The sequence below is a fragment of the Burkholderia ubonensis genome, from assembly GCF_902833085.1.
In the GTDB taxonomy this organism is placed as follows: Bacteria; Pseudomonadota; Gammaproteobacteria; order Burkholderiales; family Burkholderiaceae; genus Burkholderia; species Burkholderia ubonensis.
The window spans coordinates 356,249-374,732 of record NZ_CADFEB010000011.1 but is presented as its reverse complement, the minus strand read 5'-3'; the positions used below and the strand labels follow the sequence as shown (position 1 = coordinate 374,732).

Sequence of the window (18,484 nt, the reverse complement as noted above, 5' to 3'; positions counted from 1 at the left end):
GAATGCCCGCGCGCTGCGTAGCCGGTGGCGGCAGAACTCTGTGTTCTCGTTCAGCGAACGGCTCGTCCGCATGCGCTGCGTCAGAACACGTGATGGATGCCGACGTTCGCGCCGACCGTCGTCCCGGGCAGCCCGAACAACGCGCCCCCGCTGATGCCGAGGCCCGTGTTCATTGCGCCGTGGTTGTTCACGACGCCGACCTGCGCATAAAGGCCCGTCCGCTTCGACAGGCTGTAATCGGCGCCGACCGCGGCGAGCAGCGAATGATTGTGCGAATCGTTGCGATCGGTCGTGTACCAGGCACCGCCGTTCAGGTCGAAGGCCGGCGTGACGCGATAGTCGAGCCCCGCGCTATACACGTTGTTGCTGAACGAGCCGGAGACCTTGTAGCTCGTGTACGACGCCTTCCCCGTCACGGGCCCGAACGTATACGCGGTACCGATCGTGCGGCCGACGAACGCGACCGTGCTCGGAATCGGCGTCGGCGACGTGCCGCCGTTGCCGTCGTAAAGCGCCGCGTTGAGCATGAAGCCGCCGTTCGTGTACGTGAGGCTGCCGGAATACTGGCGTCCCGCCTGGAAGTCCCCGGCTTTGCCGCCGAACCCGAACATCGCGCTGCCCGTCACGCCGGCGATCGTCGGGCTCGTGTACGAAATCGCGTTCTGGTTGAAGAGGCCCGTGACGAGCACGTTGTCGACGTACGGGATCAGCGCGGCGCCGAAGTGCGAAATGTTGCGCGGGTCGGATCCGAGCACCGCGAGCACGAACGGCGAGAATTGCAGGCCGAGCTTCGCTTCGCCGAATCCGCCGTCGAGCCCGACCCAGGCCTGACGTCCGAAGAAGTTGCCGTTCGAATGGCCGAAGGCGCCGTCCGTAATGTTGAAGCCGCTCTCGAGCTTGAACCTTGCCCGCAGTCCGCCGCCGAGATCCTCGGTTCCCGTCATGCCGAAGTTGGTCGGCGTCATGCCCGTGTCGATCATCGCGAACTGGCGCCCGGCGTTGCCGCCCGTTTTCGGGTTCAGCGACCGGCTCGTGTAAAGCAATCCGCCGTCGAGGTCGCCGTACAGTGTCACGCTGCTTTGCGCGAAGCTGCTCGTGCTCGCCGCTGCGCCAAGCAGCGCCGCGCAGATCGTCCGTGTCCTGCTCTTCATCGTCTGTCTCCGTGTCGTTGGGTGTTGTAATCTGTATGACTAATCAATTCAGATGAGGCGGCATCGAGGTTAGATGCCTGAATGCGATGCCGCAGCGCGAGGCAGGGTGCTGCCTCGTGCGTGCCGAAGCGGGAGCGGGAGGGGCTACATCGACCGGTTCAGCTGATCGAGGATCGCGGGGTTCTCGAGCGTCGACGTGTCCTGCGTGATCGTCTCGCCCTTCGCGAGCGAGCGCAGCAGGCGGCGCATGATCTTGCCGGAGCGCGTCTTCGGCAGGTTGTCGCCGAAGCGGATGTCCTTCGGCTTCGCGATCGGCCCGATCTGCTTGCCGACCCAGTCGCGCAGCTCCTTCGCGAGCTTCGCGGCCTCTTCGCCTTCCGGACGCGCGCGCTTGAGCACGACGAACGCGACCACCGCCTCGCCCGTCGTCTCGTCCGGACGCCCGACCACGGCCGCCTCCGCGACGAGCTCGTGCGCGACCAGCGCCGACTCGATCTCCATCGTGCCGAGCCGGTGGCCCGACACGTTCAGCACGTCGTCGATCCGGCCCATGATCGTGAAGTAGCCGGTGCCCTTGTCGCGCACGGTGCCGTCACCGGCAAGATAGAGCCGGCCGCCGAGCTCGTCGGGGTAGTAGCTTTTCTTGAAACGCTCCGGGTCGCCCCAGATCGTGCGGATCATCGACGGCCACGGGCGCTTGACGACCAGAATCCCGCCCTGCCCGTTCGGCACGTCCTGCCCCGTCTCGTCGACGACGGCGGCCATGATGCCCGGCAGCGGCAGCGTGCACGAACCCGGCACGGTGGGCGTCGCGCCCGGCAGCGGCGAGATCATGTGGCCGCCCGTCTCGGTCTGCCACCACGTGTCGACGATCGGGCAGCGCTCCTGGCCGACGTGCTTGTGATACCACATCCACGCTTCCGGGTTGATCGGCTCGCCGACCGTGCCGATGATGCGCAGGCTCGACAGGTCGTAGCTCTTCGGATGGACCTTGTCGTCGGCGTCGGCCGCCTTGATCAGCGAACGGATCGCGGTCGGCGCGGTGTAGAACACGCTGACGTGGTGATCCGCGATCATCTTCCAGAAGCGGCCGGCGTCCGGATAGGTCGGCACGCCCTCGAACACGACCTGCGTCGCGCCGCACGCGAGCGGGCCGTACGTGATGTACGTGTGGCCGGTGATCCAGCCGATGTCGGCGGTGCACCAGAACACGTCTTCCGGCTTCCAGTCGAACGCCCATTTCATCGTCAGCGCGGCCCACAGCAGGTAGCCGCCGGTGCTGTGCTGCACGCCCTTGGGCTTGCCGGTCGAGCCCGACGTATACAGGATGAACAGCGGATGCTCGGCGCCGACCCATTCCGGCTCGCACGTATCGGCAACGCCTGCGGTCAACTCGTGCATCCACCGGTCGCGGTCCGCATGCCAGTCGATCTTGCCGCCGGTGCGGCGATAGACGATCACGCTTTTCACGGCGTCGCAGCCGCCCATCGCGAGCGCTTCGTCGGCGATGCTCTTGAGCGGCAGCGTCTTGCCGCCGCGCAGCTGCTCGTCGGCGGTGACGAGCGCGCTCGCGCCGACGTCGACGAGCCGTTCGTTGAGCGACTTCGCGGAGAAGCCACCGAACACGACCGAGTGCGTCGCGCCGATGCGCGCGCAGGCCTGCATCGCGACGATCGCCTCGACCGACATCGGCATGTAGATGACGACGCGGTCGCCGCGGCCGATGCCGCGCTGCTTCAGCGCGTTCGCGAAGCGCGACACGCGCGCGAGCAGGTCGGCATAGGTGACGCGGGTGACGGCGCCGTCGTCGGCTTCGAAGATCACCGCGACGCGCGCGCCGTTGCCGGCCGCGACGTGGCGGTCGAGGCAGTTGTACGACGCGTTGAGCTCGCCGTCGTCGAACCACTTGTAGAACGGCGCATCGGACTCGTCGAGCACGTTCGTGAACGGCGTGTGCCACGCGAGCGTGTCGCGGGCCTGGCGTGCCCAGAAGCCTTCGTAATCACGCTCGGCCTCGTCGGCCAGCGCACGATAGGCTTGCATGCCGGAAATGGCCGCCGCCTTCACGAGCGCCTGGGGCGGCTCGAACTGGCGGCTTTCGTGAAGAACCGATTCAATCGTGGACAAGGATGTCTCCATATCTGTGGAACTGCGTTTACGAAATAAAACGCAACATGCATGCCAGCGATCGGTGATCGCTGCGCACGTTCGGCGGAAGTCGCCGCGGCAGCGTCCGATTCGACCGACCGGATCGCGCGAACGGTGCCGCGGATTGAGTAGCGATGCGAAACATCGTTCAGAAATGCAGCACACGCTGTTGCAGCCCTCAACAGCCGGGGTGGGGCAGCGAGGACCGGCGGTCGACCGACGCGGGTCGCGTTCGGACGACGGCGCGCACGGCTGCGTCAGGCGATCAACGCCCGAAGCGCCGGCGCGTGCTCGAATTGCCTGATCCGTTCGAGCGCCGCCGCCTCGATCTGGCGAACCCGTTCGGCCGACAGGTTCAGCTGGCGGCCGATTTCTCGAAGCGAATATTCGCTTTCGACGTCGACGCCGTACCGCAGGCGAAGAATCCACGCTTCGCGAGCCGGCAGACGGTCGATCAGCGCCGCGACCGCGTTGCGGAGCTGGCGGGCGCTCGCGTGCTCTTCAGGCGTCGGCGCATCGTGATCGATCGCGACGTCGCTCAATGTGAGGTCGTGCTCGGACGAAACGGGCATGTCGGCCGAGACCGGCTCGCGCACGATGCTCATCAGTTCGCGCACCTTGTCGACGGGCAGCCGCATCTGCGTGGCGAGCGCCGGCGCGTCGGCGGCCGCGCCGGTCCGTTGCGCATGCGCTCGCGCGAGCCGGGACAGCTTGTTGACCGCGTCGACCGTATGCGCGGGCACGCGTATCGTGCGGCCCTGATCGGCGATCGCATGCGTGATGGCCTGCCGGACCCACCACGTCGCATACGTCGCGAATTTGTAGCCGCGCCGGTGGTCGTAGCGATCGACAGCCTTCATCAGGCCGATATTGCCTTCCTGGATCAGGTCGAGAAGCTGCAGCCCGCGATCGGGATACCGTTTGGCGATCGACACGACGAGCCGCAGATTGCCCTGGAACAGCTTCTTTCTCGCGGGCTGCATCGCGCGTTCGATGCGCGACAGGCGCGCGTCGATTGCGATCGCGATGTCGAGCGGCAGGTTCGACTGGCCGGCGAGATGCGCGAGCGCGGTTCGTGCTTCGATCAGCGCCGGCGCGCGGCGGGCGAGGGCGGCGGCGCATCCGGGTTGCGCGGCGATGCATTCGTCGAGCCACGCGCGCACGTCGTCGCACGGCGTGAACAAGTCGCGGCGCGGCGTGCCGGTTCGTATGCCCGATTCGGTCAACGTTTCCACGATGCGCTTCTCGAGCTCGCGCGCGTGCGTCGCGCGTTCGCCAATCGCGCCGCCGATACGTTCGATCGCCCGCGCGGTGAAGCGGATCGCACCGGTCAGCGCGGCGGCCTCGCGCATCAGCGAACGGTAAGCGGCCGAAGCGAAGCCGTCGGCGCGCAACGCCCGATGCATCGCCGAGGCAAGCGCACCAGCGCGGCCGAGCGATTCGGCGACGGCATCGCGCCACGCCGGACTGTCCGGCGAGAGGCCGGCTTCGCGTTCCAGCGCCGGTGATTCCGCATCCGGTTCGGGAGCCGTTTCGCTCCCGGGCGAACCAGCAAGCGGTTCCGCAAGCGGTTCCGCAAGCGATTCCGCAAGCGATTCGGCGTCGCCGACGAACCCCGTCACGTAAACCGAAGCCGCAGCCTTGCCCGAACGGATGTCGCCGGCAATCGACGCGATGGCGTCGAGCGCGGCCGGATCGCGGCTCAACGCGTCGATGCATGCTGCGCGGCCGCTTTCCAGTTGAAGCGCGAGCGCGATCTCCTCTTCGCGCTCGAGCAGCGGTGTTGCGCTCATTTCCCGCAGATAGATCCGGACAGGATCATTCGTGCGGCCCGCGAGCAGATCGGCGGCCGCGAGCGGCGCCGGTGCGTCGGCGTGCGGCGACGTCACTTCCGTCGCTTGCGCGAAGTGACGATCGAGCGTCCACGCGGTGCGTGAGTCGGCATGCTCGCGCACCTCGATGCAGAGTTCGCGGAGCGTCGACGCGGCTGCATCGAAATCCGCGCCTTCGGCCGCGTCTTCGGGCAACGCGTCGACGATTTCGCCGTGCGTCACGTAGCCGCGCTCGATGCCGAGCGCGATCAGCGCATGCAGATGCGCCGCGCGTTCGGCATCCGTGCCGCAGCGCGGCTCGCTCATGTTCCCGCGCTCGCGCCCACGATCAAGCACGCTTCGCATAGACGTTGCACCAGCCTTCGGCGGCAACCGCCTTGCCTGCGAACATCGGGCACGTGCCGGACGATTCGCCCGCGACGGCCTTGTAGAAGCGGCAGTTCTCGCAGGTCTGGCCGGCCTGATACTTCGGGAACTTGCCCGCGTCGACGGTCGTCGCCTTCGCGCGGTAGCCGAGCGTCTTCGCGGTTGCGTCGTTTTCGTCGACGAGCGGCGCGGACGCGAATGCACGGGTTCCGGTTGCGAGCGCGGCGCACAGGCCGGCCGTCTGAATGACGAAGGTTCTGCGATGGCGGGAGATCATGTCGTATTCCTGAATGAAGTAAAAAAATGATGCCCCGCGCGCCGGGAATGCTTCCCGGCACGGCGGGTCTGCCGAAACGAAGGGGGACGTTACTTGCGCGGCCCGGCGACGAGCGGCGCCTTCGACGCGTTGGCAATCTCGGCGGTCAGCTTGGCCTTCGACGCGTCATAGCCGTTCGAGTAAAGCAGGAATGCCATCAGATCCGAATATTCCTGTTCCGTCATCTTGCCGGGGCGATCGGCCGGCATGTTGTTCGACATGTACTGGTACACGCCGCTGATGGTGATATGCGACTTGCCTTCGGGAGCGAAGGCTTCCCCGCTCAGTGCGGGGGCCGTATTGCCCTCGAGCTGGTCGCCGTGGCATTTCGCACAGGCGTCCACATAGATCTTCTTGCCGTGCTGCACCTGCGCCTGGTCGAACGACGGCACGTCGCTGCCTTCGCTGGCGGAGACCTTGATGAAGCCGCTCTTCGCCGACTGCTGCCGGGCGGATGCGACCGCGCCGTCGAGAAACCGGCCGGGCGCACGCGCACCCGCCGCCTGCGCGACCGTTTCCGGAAGTGCCCAGCCGCGCGTGAGCGCGGCGAGACGGCCGTTGCCGTTCATCCGCGACAACGCCGCGTCGATCCGCGTCTGCAGCGCCTCCTTTCCCGGCCCGAACGCGAACGACAACTGCCAGTCGGAGTACGGCGACGACGTGGCCGCAACCTGGAACCGCTGTTGCGGGTGCGCGTGCTCATACGCGACGACGCTCGGATACCAGACGATCGCGCGCTGTGCGCGACCGGCCGCGAGCGCGCCGATCGTTTGCTCGCTGGTGTTTTCCAGAACGAAGCGGGCGTTCGTCTGCTGCGCGGCGATCAATTGCGAAGGGCTGCCGTACGTGGCCGCGATCGTTTCCTTCGCGCCGGACGAAGCCTGCGCGTCGCGCAGCGAGACGCTGACGTAGCCCGAGTGCAGATAACCCTGCGAGAACGTCATTCTGGACCCCGACGCATCGGCGATCTCCGAGCGCGGGAAGCCGGCGATCACGTCGCAGTCGTGTTCGAGCGATTTCTTCAGTTCGCCGGCGGAGATGCCGTCGTCGCCGCCGTCGTCGTCGACGCCGCGCTTGTTGAACGATGCGGCGATGCCGGCGGTGCGGAACACTTCGCGCGCAACGGCTTTGTCGAGCGCCGTCGTCGGGCTGCCGGGCAGCGTGCAGATGCGCACGCCGGCCGACGCGGATGCCGGTGTCAGCGCCACGCCCACGGCGAGCAGACTGGCGAGGGCAAGGGGAGTGAGGCGAGTATTCATGATCGTGTTTCCGGTTGAAGCCGTTGGGGCGTCGCGCCCGCATCGGGCGCATGCGGGCGCGGGGTTCGAGCCCGATCAGTCGAGCGCGAAGACGTAGAGCGTGCCGCCGCGCGGGACGTCCTTCGCGATGTCGGCCATCGGGCCGCCCCAGATCGGGTTCGCGCCGCCGTAGCCGGCGAGCACCGCGACGTATTCCTTGCCGTCGACCTCATACACCGAGGGTTGCGAAATGATGCCGCTCGCGAGCTGCGGGCTCTCCCAGAGCACCTTGCCGGTCGCCGTGTCGAACGCGTACAGGTGGCCGTCGAGCGAGCCGCTGAACGCGAGGCCGCTCGCGGTGGTCGCGACGCCGCCGTTCCACGGCTTCTTCGACCAGTGGCTCCACAGCTTCTTGCCGGTGTTCACGTCGATTGCCGTCAGTTCGCCGTAGCCCTGGCTGCCCGGCTCGGGCTTGATCTCGAAGCCTTCGCCGAGATACGGCAGCCCTTCCATGTAGCTGACCGACTTGCCGGTCAGGCTCATGCACGCGTGCAGCGCCGGCACGACCGCGATGTTGCGTTCCTGGTCGTACGAGATCGACCACCAGTTCTTGCCGCCGAGGAAGCTCGGGCAGGTTTCGATCGTCGTGCCGGCCTTCGGGAACTTCGATTCGTCCTGGATCGGCTTGCCGTCGGCCGTATAGCCGGTGACCGAGGTCGCCTTTACGAACGGCGTCGCATAGATCAGCTTGCCGGTCGTGCGGTCGATCGCGTGGAAGAAGCCGTTGCGGTCCGCGTGGATGATCGCGTCGTAGTCCTTGCCCTTGTACGTGATGTCGGCGAGGACCGCCGCGTTCACGCCGTCGTAGTCCCACGTGTCGTTGTTCGTGTACTGGTAGTGCCACTTCAGGTTGCCGTTCTTCGCATCGAGCGCGAGCAGCGAGTCGGAATACAGGTTGTCGCCGGGGCGCAGCGCCGCGAGCCACGGGCCGGGGTTGCCGACACCCCAGTACAGCGTGCGTGACGCGGCGTCGTAGGTGCCGGTCAGCCACGCGGCGCCGCCGCCGTGAGACTGCATGCCGTCGGGCCAGGTCTCCGCGCCTTTTTCGCCGGAAGCCGGGATCGTGTAGCGCTTCCAGACCTCCGAGCCGTCGTCCGGATTCAAGGCCATGATGTAGCCGCGAATCCCGTATTCGCCGCCGGACGTGCCGACCACGATCGCGCCGTCGAGCGCGAGCGGCGCGAGCGAGAACGAGTAGCCGAGGCCCGGATCGAACAGCCGCTTCTTCCAGACGAGATTGCCGGTTTGCGCGTCGAGTGCGGCGACCTCGCCGCCCAGCATCGCGACGTAGACGTTCTTGCCGTACAGCGCGACGCCGCGGTTGACGACGTCGCAGCACGCGGTCTTGAACGACGACGGGCTGAGCTTCGGCTCGTATTTCCACAGCTGCTTGCCCGTCTTCGCGTCGAAGGCGTAGACGTTGTCCTTCGGCGTCGTCACGAACAGGTAATTGCCGTTGACGATCGGCGTGGCTTCGAAGCCCTGCTTGAGGTCGGCGGGGAACTTGTAGGCCCACACCTGCTTGAGGTCCTTCGCATTCGACGGGTCGATCTGCTTGAGCGGCGAGTGCGACCGGCCGTTGTAGGTGCGGTAGTAGGTCAGCCAGCCCGGATCGCCCTGCGCATCGGTCAGCCGCTGGTAGGTCACGGCCGGGTAGTCCGCGGCCGCTTCGACGAGGCGGGGATTCAGCGCGACGGCGGCTGCCGCCGCGATGCCGATCGTCGCCAGTCGGCTTGCCGAAGCCGAGAGTTTCTTCATGGTTGTCTCCTGAGTCATTGTGGCCGCACCGCCGCGAACGGTTCGTCGCGCCGGCACGGTGGGGTTCCGGGCCGAGTGCGCTGCCCTTCACGCAAGTCGCATGCCATTGCGCCGCGAAGCCCGCGCGGTGCGGCATACGGGCGCATCGCGCGCTGCGCGACGTCGACGGCACCGTGCGGCGGCGGCGGCGCAGGTGTTGCATTCAGGTACACCGCGGTGCACAAGGTGTTGCCAAACATGACAGGCGGCGGCCCGGCCGTGACAACGTGCCGCTGGCCCGATGCGCGCCGTGCGGCACTGGCATGGTTCTCGCTGTCCTGCTTCGCGCAGAGGCGTTGACGTGCGGCAGAGCGCGAACAGGAGACAGAGGGAAATGCTAAGGAGACCAAAGGCAGCGGGTCATGACGGCGCGAATCCTGGCGCGACGCTCGTTGCGATCGTGCTGTTCGGCCTGTCGACGGCCGTCGTCCACGCACAGCAGAGTGCGGGCGATAACGCGCCGGCCAACGCGTCGTCCGCCATCGCCGTGCCGCAGGCGGCGGCCGACATGCTGCCCGCGGTGGTCGTCGTCGGCACGACGCCGCTGCTCGGGATCGGCACGCCGCTGTCGAAGGTGCCGGCGAACGTGCAGACCGTGCGCGCGGCGGACCTCGACGCGCAGCACCGCGCGACGCTCGCCGGTTTCTTCGCGGCGAACCTGCAGAGCGTGACGATCTCGGATGCGCAAGGCAACCCGTACCAGGCCGACGTCAACTATCGCGGCTTCACGGCGTCGCCGCTGCTCGGCACGCCGCAGGGGCTGTCGGTGTTCGTCGACGGCGTGCGCGTGAACGAGCCGTTCGGCGACGTCGTGAACTGGGACATCCTGCCGACGCAGGCGATCGACCGGATGCAGCTGATACCCGGCTCCAATCCGGTATACGGACGCAATACGCTGGGCGGCGCGCTCGCGATCACGACAAAAAACGGCAAGTCGAACCCGGGCGGCGAAGCGGAAGTGTCGGGCGGCTCGTGGGGCCGCAAGACCGCCAGTATCGAGCAGGGCGGCACGATCGGCTCGAACCTCGACTACTACGCGACCGCGAACGTCGCGAACGACGGCGGCTGGGCCGACCACAACGCGAGCCGCGTGCGGCAGGCTTTCGGCAAGCTGCGCTACACCGACGCGGACACCACGCTGTCGATCGCCGCGGGCGGCGCGGACAATGCGCTGTACGGCAGCCAGACGATTCCGCGCTCGTTCCTCGACAACCTGAAGCAGGTATACACGTATCCGGACCTGAACCGCAACAGCGCCGCGTACGTGACGCTGTCGGGCGACCGCTTCGTCGGCGAGCATGTGGAAGTGAGCGGTAACGCGTACTATCGGCACCTGCGCAACGCCAACACGAGCAGCAACAACAACACCGGCTTCGGATCGGTCGGCGCGGACGGCACGGTCGACACGGTACAGGGCACCAACGCGCAATCGACGATCGTCACCGACAGCTACGGCGGCAGCCTGCAGCTCACGCTGCTCGGCAAGCTCGGTGGAATGTCGAACCAGCTGATCGCGGGCGTCGCGGCCGATTTTGCGAACTCGCGCTACGTCGCGTCGTCGCAGGATGCGGTTTTCACCGACTCGCGCGCGGCGATCGGCATCGGCGATTTCGTTCAGCAGACGAATGCGAAGACGCGCAACACGAACGTCGGCGTGTACCTGAGCGATGCGTTGTCGCTGACGCCGCACTGGACGCTGACGCTGTCGGGCCGCTACGACTGGTCGAAAGCGCAGATCGGCGACGAGAGCGGCAAGCAGCCGCTGCTCGACGGCAATCACACGTTCTCGCGCTTCAACCCGGCGGTCGGCGTCAACTGGAATCCGGTCCCGGGCTTCACCGCTTATGCGACCTACAACGAAGGGATGCGCTCGCCGACCGCGATCGAGCTCGCGTGCGCGGACCCGGCCGCGCCGTGTTCACTGCCGAACGACTTCATCGCCGACCCGGCGCTCAAGCCGGTGATCTCGAAGACGTTCGAAGTCGGCGCGCGCGGCCGCATCGGCGCGGCGACGACCTGGAGCGCCGCCGCCTACCGCACGACGCTGACGGACGACATCCAGTTCATCAGCAGTCCGGCGAGCGCGCAGGGCTACTTCCGCAACGTCGGCGACACGCGGCGCCAGGGCATCGAGCTCGCGGGCCGCACGCAGCTCGGCCGGCTCGGCGTCGGGCTTTCATACAGCCACGTCGACGCGACCTACCGTTCGTCGTGGACCGAACACAGCCCGGCGAACTCGGCTGCCGATGCGAACGGCAACGTGACGGTCAAGGCGGGCGACCGCATCCCGGGCATTCCCGCGCACACGGTGAAGCTGCGGCTCGACTACGCGGCGACGCCCGCGTGGGACATCGGCGCGAACGTCACGTGGCGCAGCGGCGTCCAGGCGCGCGGCGACGAGAACAACCAGGACGCGAACGGCAGGATCGCGGGCTACGTGCTCGTCGATCTCGACATGCGTTACCGGGTCACGAAGCGGTTCGAGGTCTTCGCGAGCGTGACGAACCTGTTCGACAAGCGCTACGCGAGCTTCGGCGTGCTCGGCCAGAATTTCTTCAACGGGCCGAATCACACGTTCGACGGCGCGCATCCGGTCAACGAACAGTTCGTCGGGCCGGGCGCGCCGCGCGGTGCGTGGGTCGGCGTGCGCTATGCATGGGACTGAGTGCCGCGCGGCGGAACCCCGCAGCCGGCATGAACCGGTGCCGGGCTGCGCGCGGCACGCGCGGTCACGCGCACGGCATCGCCGCGAACATCGCATGAATGGCGCGCGCGACGCTGCGGGCCAATGCCGGGTCGCCCGCCAGATGCCCGGCCGGCACGCGCTCGATCCTCGCGGCGGGCACGGCGCGCCCGAGCCGCGCGACGTTGCCGGCCGGGCAGACGGGATCGCGCATGCCGTGCGCGGCGAACAGCGGCACGCCTGCATCTGCCGCGCGGCGTGCGAGCGCGAGCAGCCGGCGTTCGCCGAGCCAGCAGCCGTGCTGCAGGTAATGCGCCTGGACCCGGTACTTGTCGATCAACCGCAGGACGTCAGGGTGCGAGCGGATCGTGCGCGCACGCGGACGGCGCGATTGCGGCGACGCGAGGATCGCGTCCTCGTACGCGCGCCACGCGAGCGCGACCGCGCGCTGTCCGGCCGCGCCCGCGCCGGGACGCAGCCGCCGCGCGCAGCACGACAGCACGCGCAGCGGATCGCGGCAGCCGGCCGACGCGCACAGGCGCCGCCATTCGCGCGGCGCGCGCGTGCGCGACGTCGTGAACAGGCCGCGCACTTCGCGCGGCGACGTCAGGAACAGGCCGCGCATCACGACGCCGGTCACGCGCTCCGGATGCCGGCCTGCGTACGCGAGCGCAAGCGCCGCGCCCCACGATCCGCCGACGACGCCCCAGCGCGCGATGCCGAGCCGTTCGCGAATCGCTTCCAGATCGCCGATCAGCCGCGCCGTGCTGTTGTGGCGCGTGCCGCCGCGCGGCGACGACGCGCCGGCGCCGCGCTGGTCGACGAGCACGACGCGCACGCGCGTCAGGTCGAACAGGCGCAGGATGCCGGGCTGGCTGCCGCTGCCGGGCCCGCCGTGCAGCACGACGACCGGATGGCCGCGCGGATCGCCGGCCACGGCAAACGCGACCGACTGCGCGTCGCGGCGGATGCGCCGGCGGTCGGGCGCCGCATGCGCGACGGGCATGGCGGGCGATGCGGTCGGCGGTGCGGGGCGGCGCGGGGCAGGCGGCATGTCGGTTCGGCTCGGGAGCGGGTGTCGGGCGATGGTCGCATGAACGGAATGAAGCAAAGCCAGAAACGCGCCAGTATCGAAGATCGGGATTAGTACGAGTAGCGGCAGCGTCGCGATCGCGGTATCAGGAAATCTCACCCATCCGGCGGCTCGGCGGGCGCGACTCCCCGGGTCATGTCTTACATCCGTCTTTCAGGCGTGGCCGCGAACCCGGCGCAGGACGTCCGTCTGCACCGCGACGATCGCGTGGCCCGATGCTTGCTTGCATGACGGCATAGAGTCCGGCAGATGACCGGAAGGATCCCCGGAGGAGACAATGCGCGATGACGTACCTCAGGCGGCCGGGTCACCGGCCGCGCGTCCCGCTGGCTGGCCCGCGCCGTCGATCCAGAAAGCCCACGAGCGGTCCGAGACGTTCGGTCTGCAGGTGTCGGCCCGCCCCGATTACGACGTGCTGTCGAATGCGGCGCTCGTGCTGAAGCGCGAGCAGAACCGCGTGCTGTGCGTGCACGCGATGCCGGTGATGGAGACGCTGCACGAGCAGATCGTGAACACGCAGAGCATGATCGTGCTGACCGACGCGCAAGGGCTGATCCTGCATTCGATCGGCGACGACGACTTCCTGCGCCGCGCGGAAAAGGTCGCGCTGCGCCCGGGCGCGAACTGGGCGGAGAACCGGCAGGGCACCAACGCGATCGGCACGGCGCTCGCCGAGCTGTGCCCGATGGTCGTCCACGGCGACCAGCATTTCCTGGCCGCGAACCGCTTCCTGACCTGTTCGAGCGTGCCGATCCTCGACCCGTACGGCGACGCGATCGGCGTGCTCGACGTGACGGGCGACCACCGCAGCTATCACCAGCACACGATGGCGCTCGCGAAGATGTCGGTGCAGATGATCGAGAATCACCTGTTTACGACGACGTTTCAGGAGACGCTGCAGGTGTCGTTCCATGGCCGCCCCGAGTTTCTCGGCACGCTGATGGAGGGGATCGTCGCGTTCACGGCCGACGGCCGCTTCCTGTCCGCGAACCGCAGCGCGCAGTTCCAGCTCGGGATGCCGCTCGCCGCGCTGCGCGCGCACACGCTGTCGTCGCTGTTCGACATCACGCCCGCGCAACTGATCGACCGCATGCGCGCGAGCCCCGACCAGCGCCTGATGCTGAATCTCGTCAACGGCGCGGTGGTATGCGCGCGCGTGCACTTCCGGCGCGCGACGCTGGCCGAGGGCAGCCGGCCGACCGACGTCCATGACGCGGGCGCGCCGGCCGCGCGCGCATGCACCGCGCCGGCGGCGGGCAACCCGGCGGGCCTGTCGCGGCTCGGCTATCTCGACACCGGCGATCCGCAGGTCGCGTCGGTGATCGCGAAGGTGCGCAAGGTGATCGGCAAGGACATTCCGATCCTGATCACCGGCGAGACCGGCACCGGCAAGGAACTGCTCGCGCAGGCGATCCACAACGATTCGCCGCGGCGCGACGGCCCGTTCGTCGCGGTCAACTGCGCATCGATTCCGGAGACGCTGATCGAATCCGAGCTGTTCGGCTACGAGGAGGGCGCGTTCACCGGCGCGCGCCGCAAGGGCGCGGTCGGCAAGCTGCTGCAGGCGAACGGCGGCACGCTGTTCCTCGACGAGATCGGCGACATGCCGTATCCGCTGCAGGTGCGGCTGCTGCGCGTGCTGCAGGAGCGCCTCGTCAACCCGCTCGGCTCGACGAAGACGATCGCCGTCGACATCTCGATCATCTGCGCGACGCACCGCGACCTGCGCGACATGATCGCGCAGAACCGCTTCCGCGAGGATCTCTATTACCGGCTGAACGGCCTCGTGGTGCGCCTGCCGCCGCTGCGCGACCGCACGGATCTCGCGGTCGTCGTGCAGAAGATGCTGCAGCGGGAAGCGATCGCGGGCGCCGGGCAAGCGCCGCTCACCGTCGCGCCGGACGTGATGGCGCTGTTCGTGCGCTGCACGTGGCCCGGCAATTTCCGCCAGCTCGCCAACCTGCTGCGCACGGCGGCGGCGATGGTCGACGACGACGGCGAGATCCGGCGCGAGCATCTGCCGGACGACTTCTTCGACGACCTGCGCGGCGGCGACGCGCAGGCGGCGCCCGACGCGCTTGCCGCACCGTGCGCCGCGCCATGCGCCGCGGACACGCTCCCGGCCGCCGACGCGCGCCTGCAGGACGTCGCGGCGTCCGCGATCGCCGCCGCACTGGCGCGGCATGGCGGCAACGTGTCGGCGGCGGCGCGCGCGCTCGGCGTGTCGCGCAACACGATCTACCGCAAGATGCCCGCGGCCGACGCGGGCCGCCAGCCGTCCGACGAAAGCTGACGCGCAGGCCGCCCGGCTGCCGCCGGGCGTGCGATCTGTCACACCCGGTGTGTCAGGTTGCAACACCGGTGCTCCACGATTGAACACTCGTCCTCGTCCCCGCGCGTCGTACCGCCGCGATGGAGGTGCACATGCGCGCGGATCGTTTCGGCAATTCGTCAGGATTTCGTCCGGATGCCCGGGCGGCGGGTGCACGCAGCGTTCGCGCGCGCCTTGCGCGGCTTCGGCACGCTCCTTGCTGAAGAGGAATCGGCCGCTCGATTGGCGCGGTGCTTCGATTCATCAACTGAAACAAGGAGACACATCATGCAGTGGACGACCCCGTCTTACACCGACTTGCGCTTCGGCTTCGAAATCACGATGTACATCGCCAACCGCTGATCGCCGCGCGATGCGCTGCCCGCGCCGCCGTGCGCGGCGCGGGCAGCCTCGGGAGAAGACGCCCATGAAGATCAAGATACTCGGCTCGGGAGCCGGCGGCGGCCTGCCGCAATGGAACTGCAACTGCGCGAACTGCCGCCGCGCGCGCAACGGCGCGGGCGACGTGCTGCCGCGCACGCAGTCGTCGATCGCGGTCAGCGACGACGGCATCGACTGGATCCTCGTCAACGCGTCGCCCGACCTCCTTTCCCAGTTGCGCGCGAATCCGGACCTGCAGCCGGCGCGCGCGATCCGCGACAGCGGCATTGCCGCCGTCGTGCTGTGCGATGCGCAGATCGACCACGTGACGGGCCTCGTGATGCTGCGCGAGCGTTCGACGCCGCTGCCGCTTTACGCGACCGCGCCGGTGCTCGACGACCTGTCGACCGGGTTGCCGCTCGTGCCGCTGCTCGGCCATTACTGCGGCGTCGATGTGCACACGATCGCGCTCGGCGAGCCGTTCTCGGTGCCCGCGGCCGGCGGCATCCGCTTTACCGCGATTCCCGTCGACAGCAAGGCGCCGCCTTATTCGCCGAGGCGCGCGTCGGCCGCACCCGGCGACAACGTCGCGCTGTCGATCGAAGACGTCGCGAGCGGCCGGCGCGCGTTCTACGCGCCGGGGCTCGCGGCCGTCACCGACGACGTGCGCGCGGCGATGCGCGATGCCGACCTCGTGCTGGTGGACGGCACGTTCTGGACCGGCACCGAGATGATCGATCTCGGCCTGTCGAGCAAGCACGCGGCCGACATGGGGCATCTCGCGCAGTGCGCGGAACGCGGGCAGCCCGGCATGATCGACTGGCTCGACGCGCTGCCCGCGCGCACGCGCAAGGTGCTCACGCACATCAACAACACGAACCCGATTCTCGACCCGCATTCCGCCGAGCACGCACGCCTGCGCGCGCATGGCATCGACGTCGCGCACGACGGCATGCAATTCCAGGTATGACGATGAACGCACCGATCTCCGCTACGGCGTTGCACGCGACGCCCTGGACCGCGACCGAATTCGAATCGCGGCTGCGCGCGCTCGAATCGCGCTATCACATTCATCATCCGTTCAACCGGCTGCTCAACAGCGGCGCGTGCTCGCCCGCGCAGATTCGCGGCTGGGTCGCGAACCGCTTCTACTACCAGATCAACATCCCGCTCAAGGACGCGGCGATCCTGTCGAATTGCCCCGACCGCGACACGCGGCGCCGGTGGATCCAGCGGCTGATCGACCACGACGGCAACGGCGACAACGAAGGCGGCATCGAGGCGTGGGTGCGGCTCGGCGAGGCGTGCGGACTCGATCGCGCCGAGCTGTGGTCGCTCGAGCACGTGGTGCCCGGCGTGCGCTTCGCGGTCGACGCGTACGTGAATTTCGCGCGGCGCGCGCCGTGGCAGGAAGCCGTGTGCTCGTCGCTGACGGAGATGTTCGCGCCGCAGATCCATCTCGACCGGCTCGCGGGCTGGCCGTCGCATTACCCGTGGATCGAGCCGGACGGGCTGCATTACTTCCGCAGCCGCGTGCCGCTCGCGCAGCGCGACGTCGAGCACGGGCTCGCGGTCACGCTGCAGCATTTCACGACGCCGGATGCGCAACAGCGCGCGCTCGGCATCCTGCAGTTCAAGCTGGACATTCTCTGGTCGATCCTCGACGCCGTCGAAAAGGCCTACCCCCTATGAACGCCATCGATGCCGCCAGCGGCGTGCCGCTGCGCCCCTGCCTGAGGGGCATGTACCGCCTGCAGTGGGAGGTGGCCCAGGATGCCTACGTGCTCCTCTATCCGGAAGGGATGGTCAAGCTCAACCCGAGCGCGGGCGAGATCCTCGCGCGCTGCGACGGCACGCGCGAGCTGGACGACATCATCGGCGAACTCGAGCAGTTGTTCAGCCAGTCCGACCTCGCCGCCGACGTGTACCGCTTCCTCGATCATGCGCGGCTGCGCGGCTGGCTCGACTGACATGACGCCCGACACTTCCCGTCCGTCCGCGCCGCTGTGGCTGCTCGCGGAGCTCACGTACCGCTGCCCGCTGCATTGCGCGTTCTGCTACAACCCGATCGACTTCGCGACGCACGGCCCGGAGCTCGACACCGATGCGTGGCGCACGGTGATCAACGACGCGCGCGCGCTCGGCGCCGCGCAGATCGGCTTCTCGGGCGGCGAGCCGCTGCAGCGCGGCGACCTCGAGACGCTCGTCGCGCACGCGCGCGGGCTCGGCTTCTATACGAACCTGATCACGTCGGGCATCGGCTTGAACGCGGCGCGCATCGAGCGGCTCAAGTCCGCGGGGCTCGATCATATCCAGGTGTCGCTGCAGGATTCGACGCGCGAGCTGAACGATTTCCTGACCAGCACCCGCACGTTCGAGCTGAAGCGCGGCGTCGCGCGGCTCGTCAAGGCGCACGGCTATCCGATGGTGCTCAACTGCGTGCTGCATCGCTACAACCTGCCGCACGTGGGCCAGATCATCGAGATGGCGCTCGATCTCGGCGCCGATTACCTGGAGCTGGCGAATACTCAGTACTACGGATGGGCGTTGCTCAATCGCGACCAGCTGATGCCGACCGCCGAGCAGCTGCGCGACGCCGAGGATACGGTCAACCGCTATCGCAAGCTCATCGGCGAGCGTTGCCGGATCCTGTTCGTCGTGCCCGATTATTTCGAGCAGCGGCCGAAGGCCTGCATGAACGGCTGGGGCTCGGTGTTCGTCGGCGTCGCGCCGGACGGCACCGCGCTGCCGTGTCATGCCGCGCGTTCGCTGCCGGGGCTCGCGCTGCCGAACGTGCGCGACCGGTCGTTGAAGGAGATCTGGTACGACAGCGACGCGTTCAACGCGTTTCGCGGCGACGGCTGGATGCGCGAGCCGTGCCGCACCTGTGACGAGCGTCACGCCGATCACGGCGGCTGCCGATGCCAGGCGTACCTGCTGACGGGCGATCCGGCGAACGCCGATCCGGTCTGTGCGAAGTCGGCGCATCACGGGCAGGTCGAGCAGGCGGTGCGATTCGCGCGGGAACCCGCGCGCCGCGACGAACAGCCGCTGGTCTATCGCAGCAAGGAAAATTCGCTGGCGCGCTGCGCGGCCGCGCGCGATTGA

General features: G+C 68.3%; 14 protein-coding genes. 7 read left to right on the top strand and 7 right to left on the bottom strand.

Features of this window, described 5'->3' with window-relative positions; all coding sequences use genetic code 11:
- Positions 1-80: 80 nt before the first annotated feature.
- The 6 genes from HWX31_RS29990 to HWX31_RS29965 form a co-directional block, all read right to left on the bottom strand.
- Positions 81-1,151, bottom strand: a complete 1,071-nt coding sequence (locus HWX31_RS29990; RefSeq protein ID WP_174963517.1) for a porin — start codon at positions 1,149-1,151, stop codon at positions 81-83.
- Positions 1,152-1,295: 144 nt separating this feature from the next.
- The gene (gene acs, locus HWX31_RS29985) at positions 1,296-3,290 is read right to left on the bottom strand and encodes an acetate--CoA ligase (protein WP_425129534.1); all 1,995 of its coding nucleotides are present in this window, start codon (positions 3,288-3,290) and stop codon (positions 1,296-1,298) included.
- Positions 3,291-3,556: 266 nt separating this feature from the next.
- Complete coding sequence (locus HWX31_RS29980) at positions 3,557-5,476, bottom strand: sigma-70 family RNA polymerase sigma factor (RefSeq protein ID WP_174963601.1); 1,920 nt, start codon at positions 5,474-5,476, stop codon at positions 3,557-3,559.
- Positions 5,460-5,774 (bottom strand): high-potential iron-sulfur protein, encoded by a 315-nt coding sequence (locus HWX31_RS29975; RefSeq protein ID WP_174963521.1) that lies wholly within the window; start codon positions 5,772-5,774, stop codon positions 5,460-5,462. The genes HWX31_RS29980 and HWX31_RS29975 overlap by 17 nt, the downstream gene beginning before the upstream one ends.
- 89 nt (positions 5,775-5,863) lie before the next feature.
- Positions 5,864-7,072 (bottom strand): c-type cytochrome, encoded by a 1,209-nt coding sequence (locus HWX31_RS29970; RefSeq protein WP_174963523.1) that lies wholly within the window; start codon positions 7,070-7,072, stop codon positions 5,864-5,866.
- Between the two features lie 75 nt (positions 7,073-7,147).
- Positions 7,148-8,869, bottom strand: a complete 1,722-nt coding sequence (locus tag HWX31_RS29965) for a methanol/ethanol family PQQ-dependent dehydrogenase (RefSeq protein WP_174963525.1) — start codon at positions 8,867-8,869, stop codon at positions 7,148-7,150.
- Between the two features lie 373 nt (positions 8,870-9,242).
- Here HWX31_RS29965 and HWX31_RS29960 point away from each other — a divergent pair, with 373 nt between their 5' ends.
- Positions 9,243-11,573 carry a TonB-dependent receptor gene (locus HWX31_RS29960; protein WP_174963527.1) on the top strand — a complete coding sequence of 777 codons (2,331 nt, stop codon included), beginning with the start codon at positions 9,243-9,245 and terminating at the stop codon, positions 11,571-11,573.
- 64 nt (positions 11,574-11,637) lie between these two features.
- Here HWX31_RS29960 and HWX31_RS29955 read toward each other — a convergent pair whose 3' ends face one another.
- The gene (locus HWX31_RS29955; RefSeq protein WP_174963603.1) at positions 11,638-12,597 is read right to left on the bottom strand and encodes an alpha/beta fold hydrolase; all 960 of its coding nucleotides are present in this window, start codon (positions 12,595-12,597) and stop codon (positions 11,638-11,640) included.
- A gap of 364 nt (positions 12,598-12,961) precedes the next feature.
- On the opposite strand from HWX31_RS29955, the gene HWX31_RS29950 reads away from it, so the two are divergent.
- From HWX31_RS29950 to pqqE, 6 genes are all read left to right on the top strand, one after another.
- A complete protein-coding gene (locus HWX31_RS29950) occupies positions 12,962-14,977 on the top strand; it encodes a sigma-54-dependent Fis family transcriptional regulator (RefSeq protein WP_174963529.1) in 2,016 nt (671 codons plus the stop codon).
- 306 nt (positions 14,978-15,283) lie between these two features.
- Positions 15,284-15,358, top strand: coding sequence for a pyrroloquinoline quinone precursor peptide PqqA (gene pqqA / locus HWX31_RS29945; RefSeq protein ID WP_006485436.1), 75 nt, complete (start codon positions 15,284-15,286; stop codon positions 15,356-15,358).
- A 64-nt stretch (positions 15,359-15,422) separates the two neighbouring features.
- Positions 15,423-16,346, top strand: coding sequence for a pyrroloquinoline quinone biosynthesis protein PqqB (gene pqqB, locus HWX31_RS29940; RefSeq protein WP_174963531.1), 924 nt, complete (start codon positions 15,423-15,425; stop codon positions 16,344-16,346).
- A gap of 2 nt (positions 16,347-16,348) precedes the next feature.
- Complete coding sequence (gene pqqC, locus HWX31_RS29935; protein WP_174963533.1) at positions 16,349-17,068, top strand: pyrroloquinoline-quinone synthase PqqC; 720 nt, start codon at positions 16,349-16,351, stop codon at positions 17,066-17,068.
- On the top strand, positions 17,065-17,346 hold the full coding sequence (gene pqqD, locus HWX31_RS29930) for a pyrroloquinoline quinone biosynthesis peptide chaperone PqqD (RefSeq protein ID WP_010093544.1): 282 nt from the start codon (positions 17,065-17,067) through the stop codon (positions 17,344-17,346). Before pqqC ends, pqqD begins: the two co-directional genes overlap by 4 nt.
- 1 nt (position 17,347) lies before the next feature.
- Positions 17,348-18,484: a pyrroloquinoline quinone biosynthesis protein PqqE gene (pqqE, locus tag HWX31_RS29925; RefSeq protein ID WP_174963535.1), complete on the top strand. Its 1,137-nt coding sequence runs from the start codon at positions 17,348-17,350 to the stop codon at positions 18,482-18,484.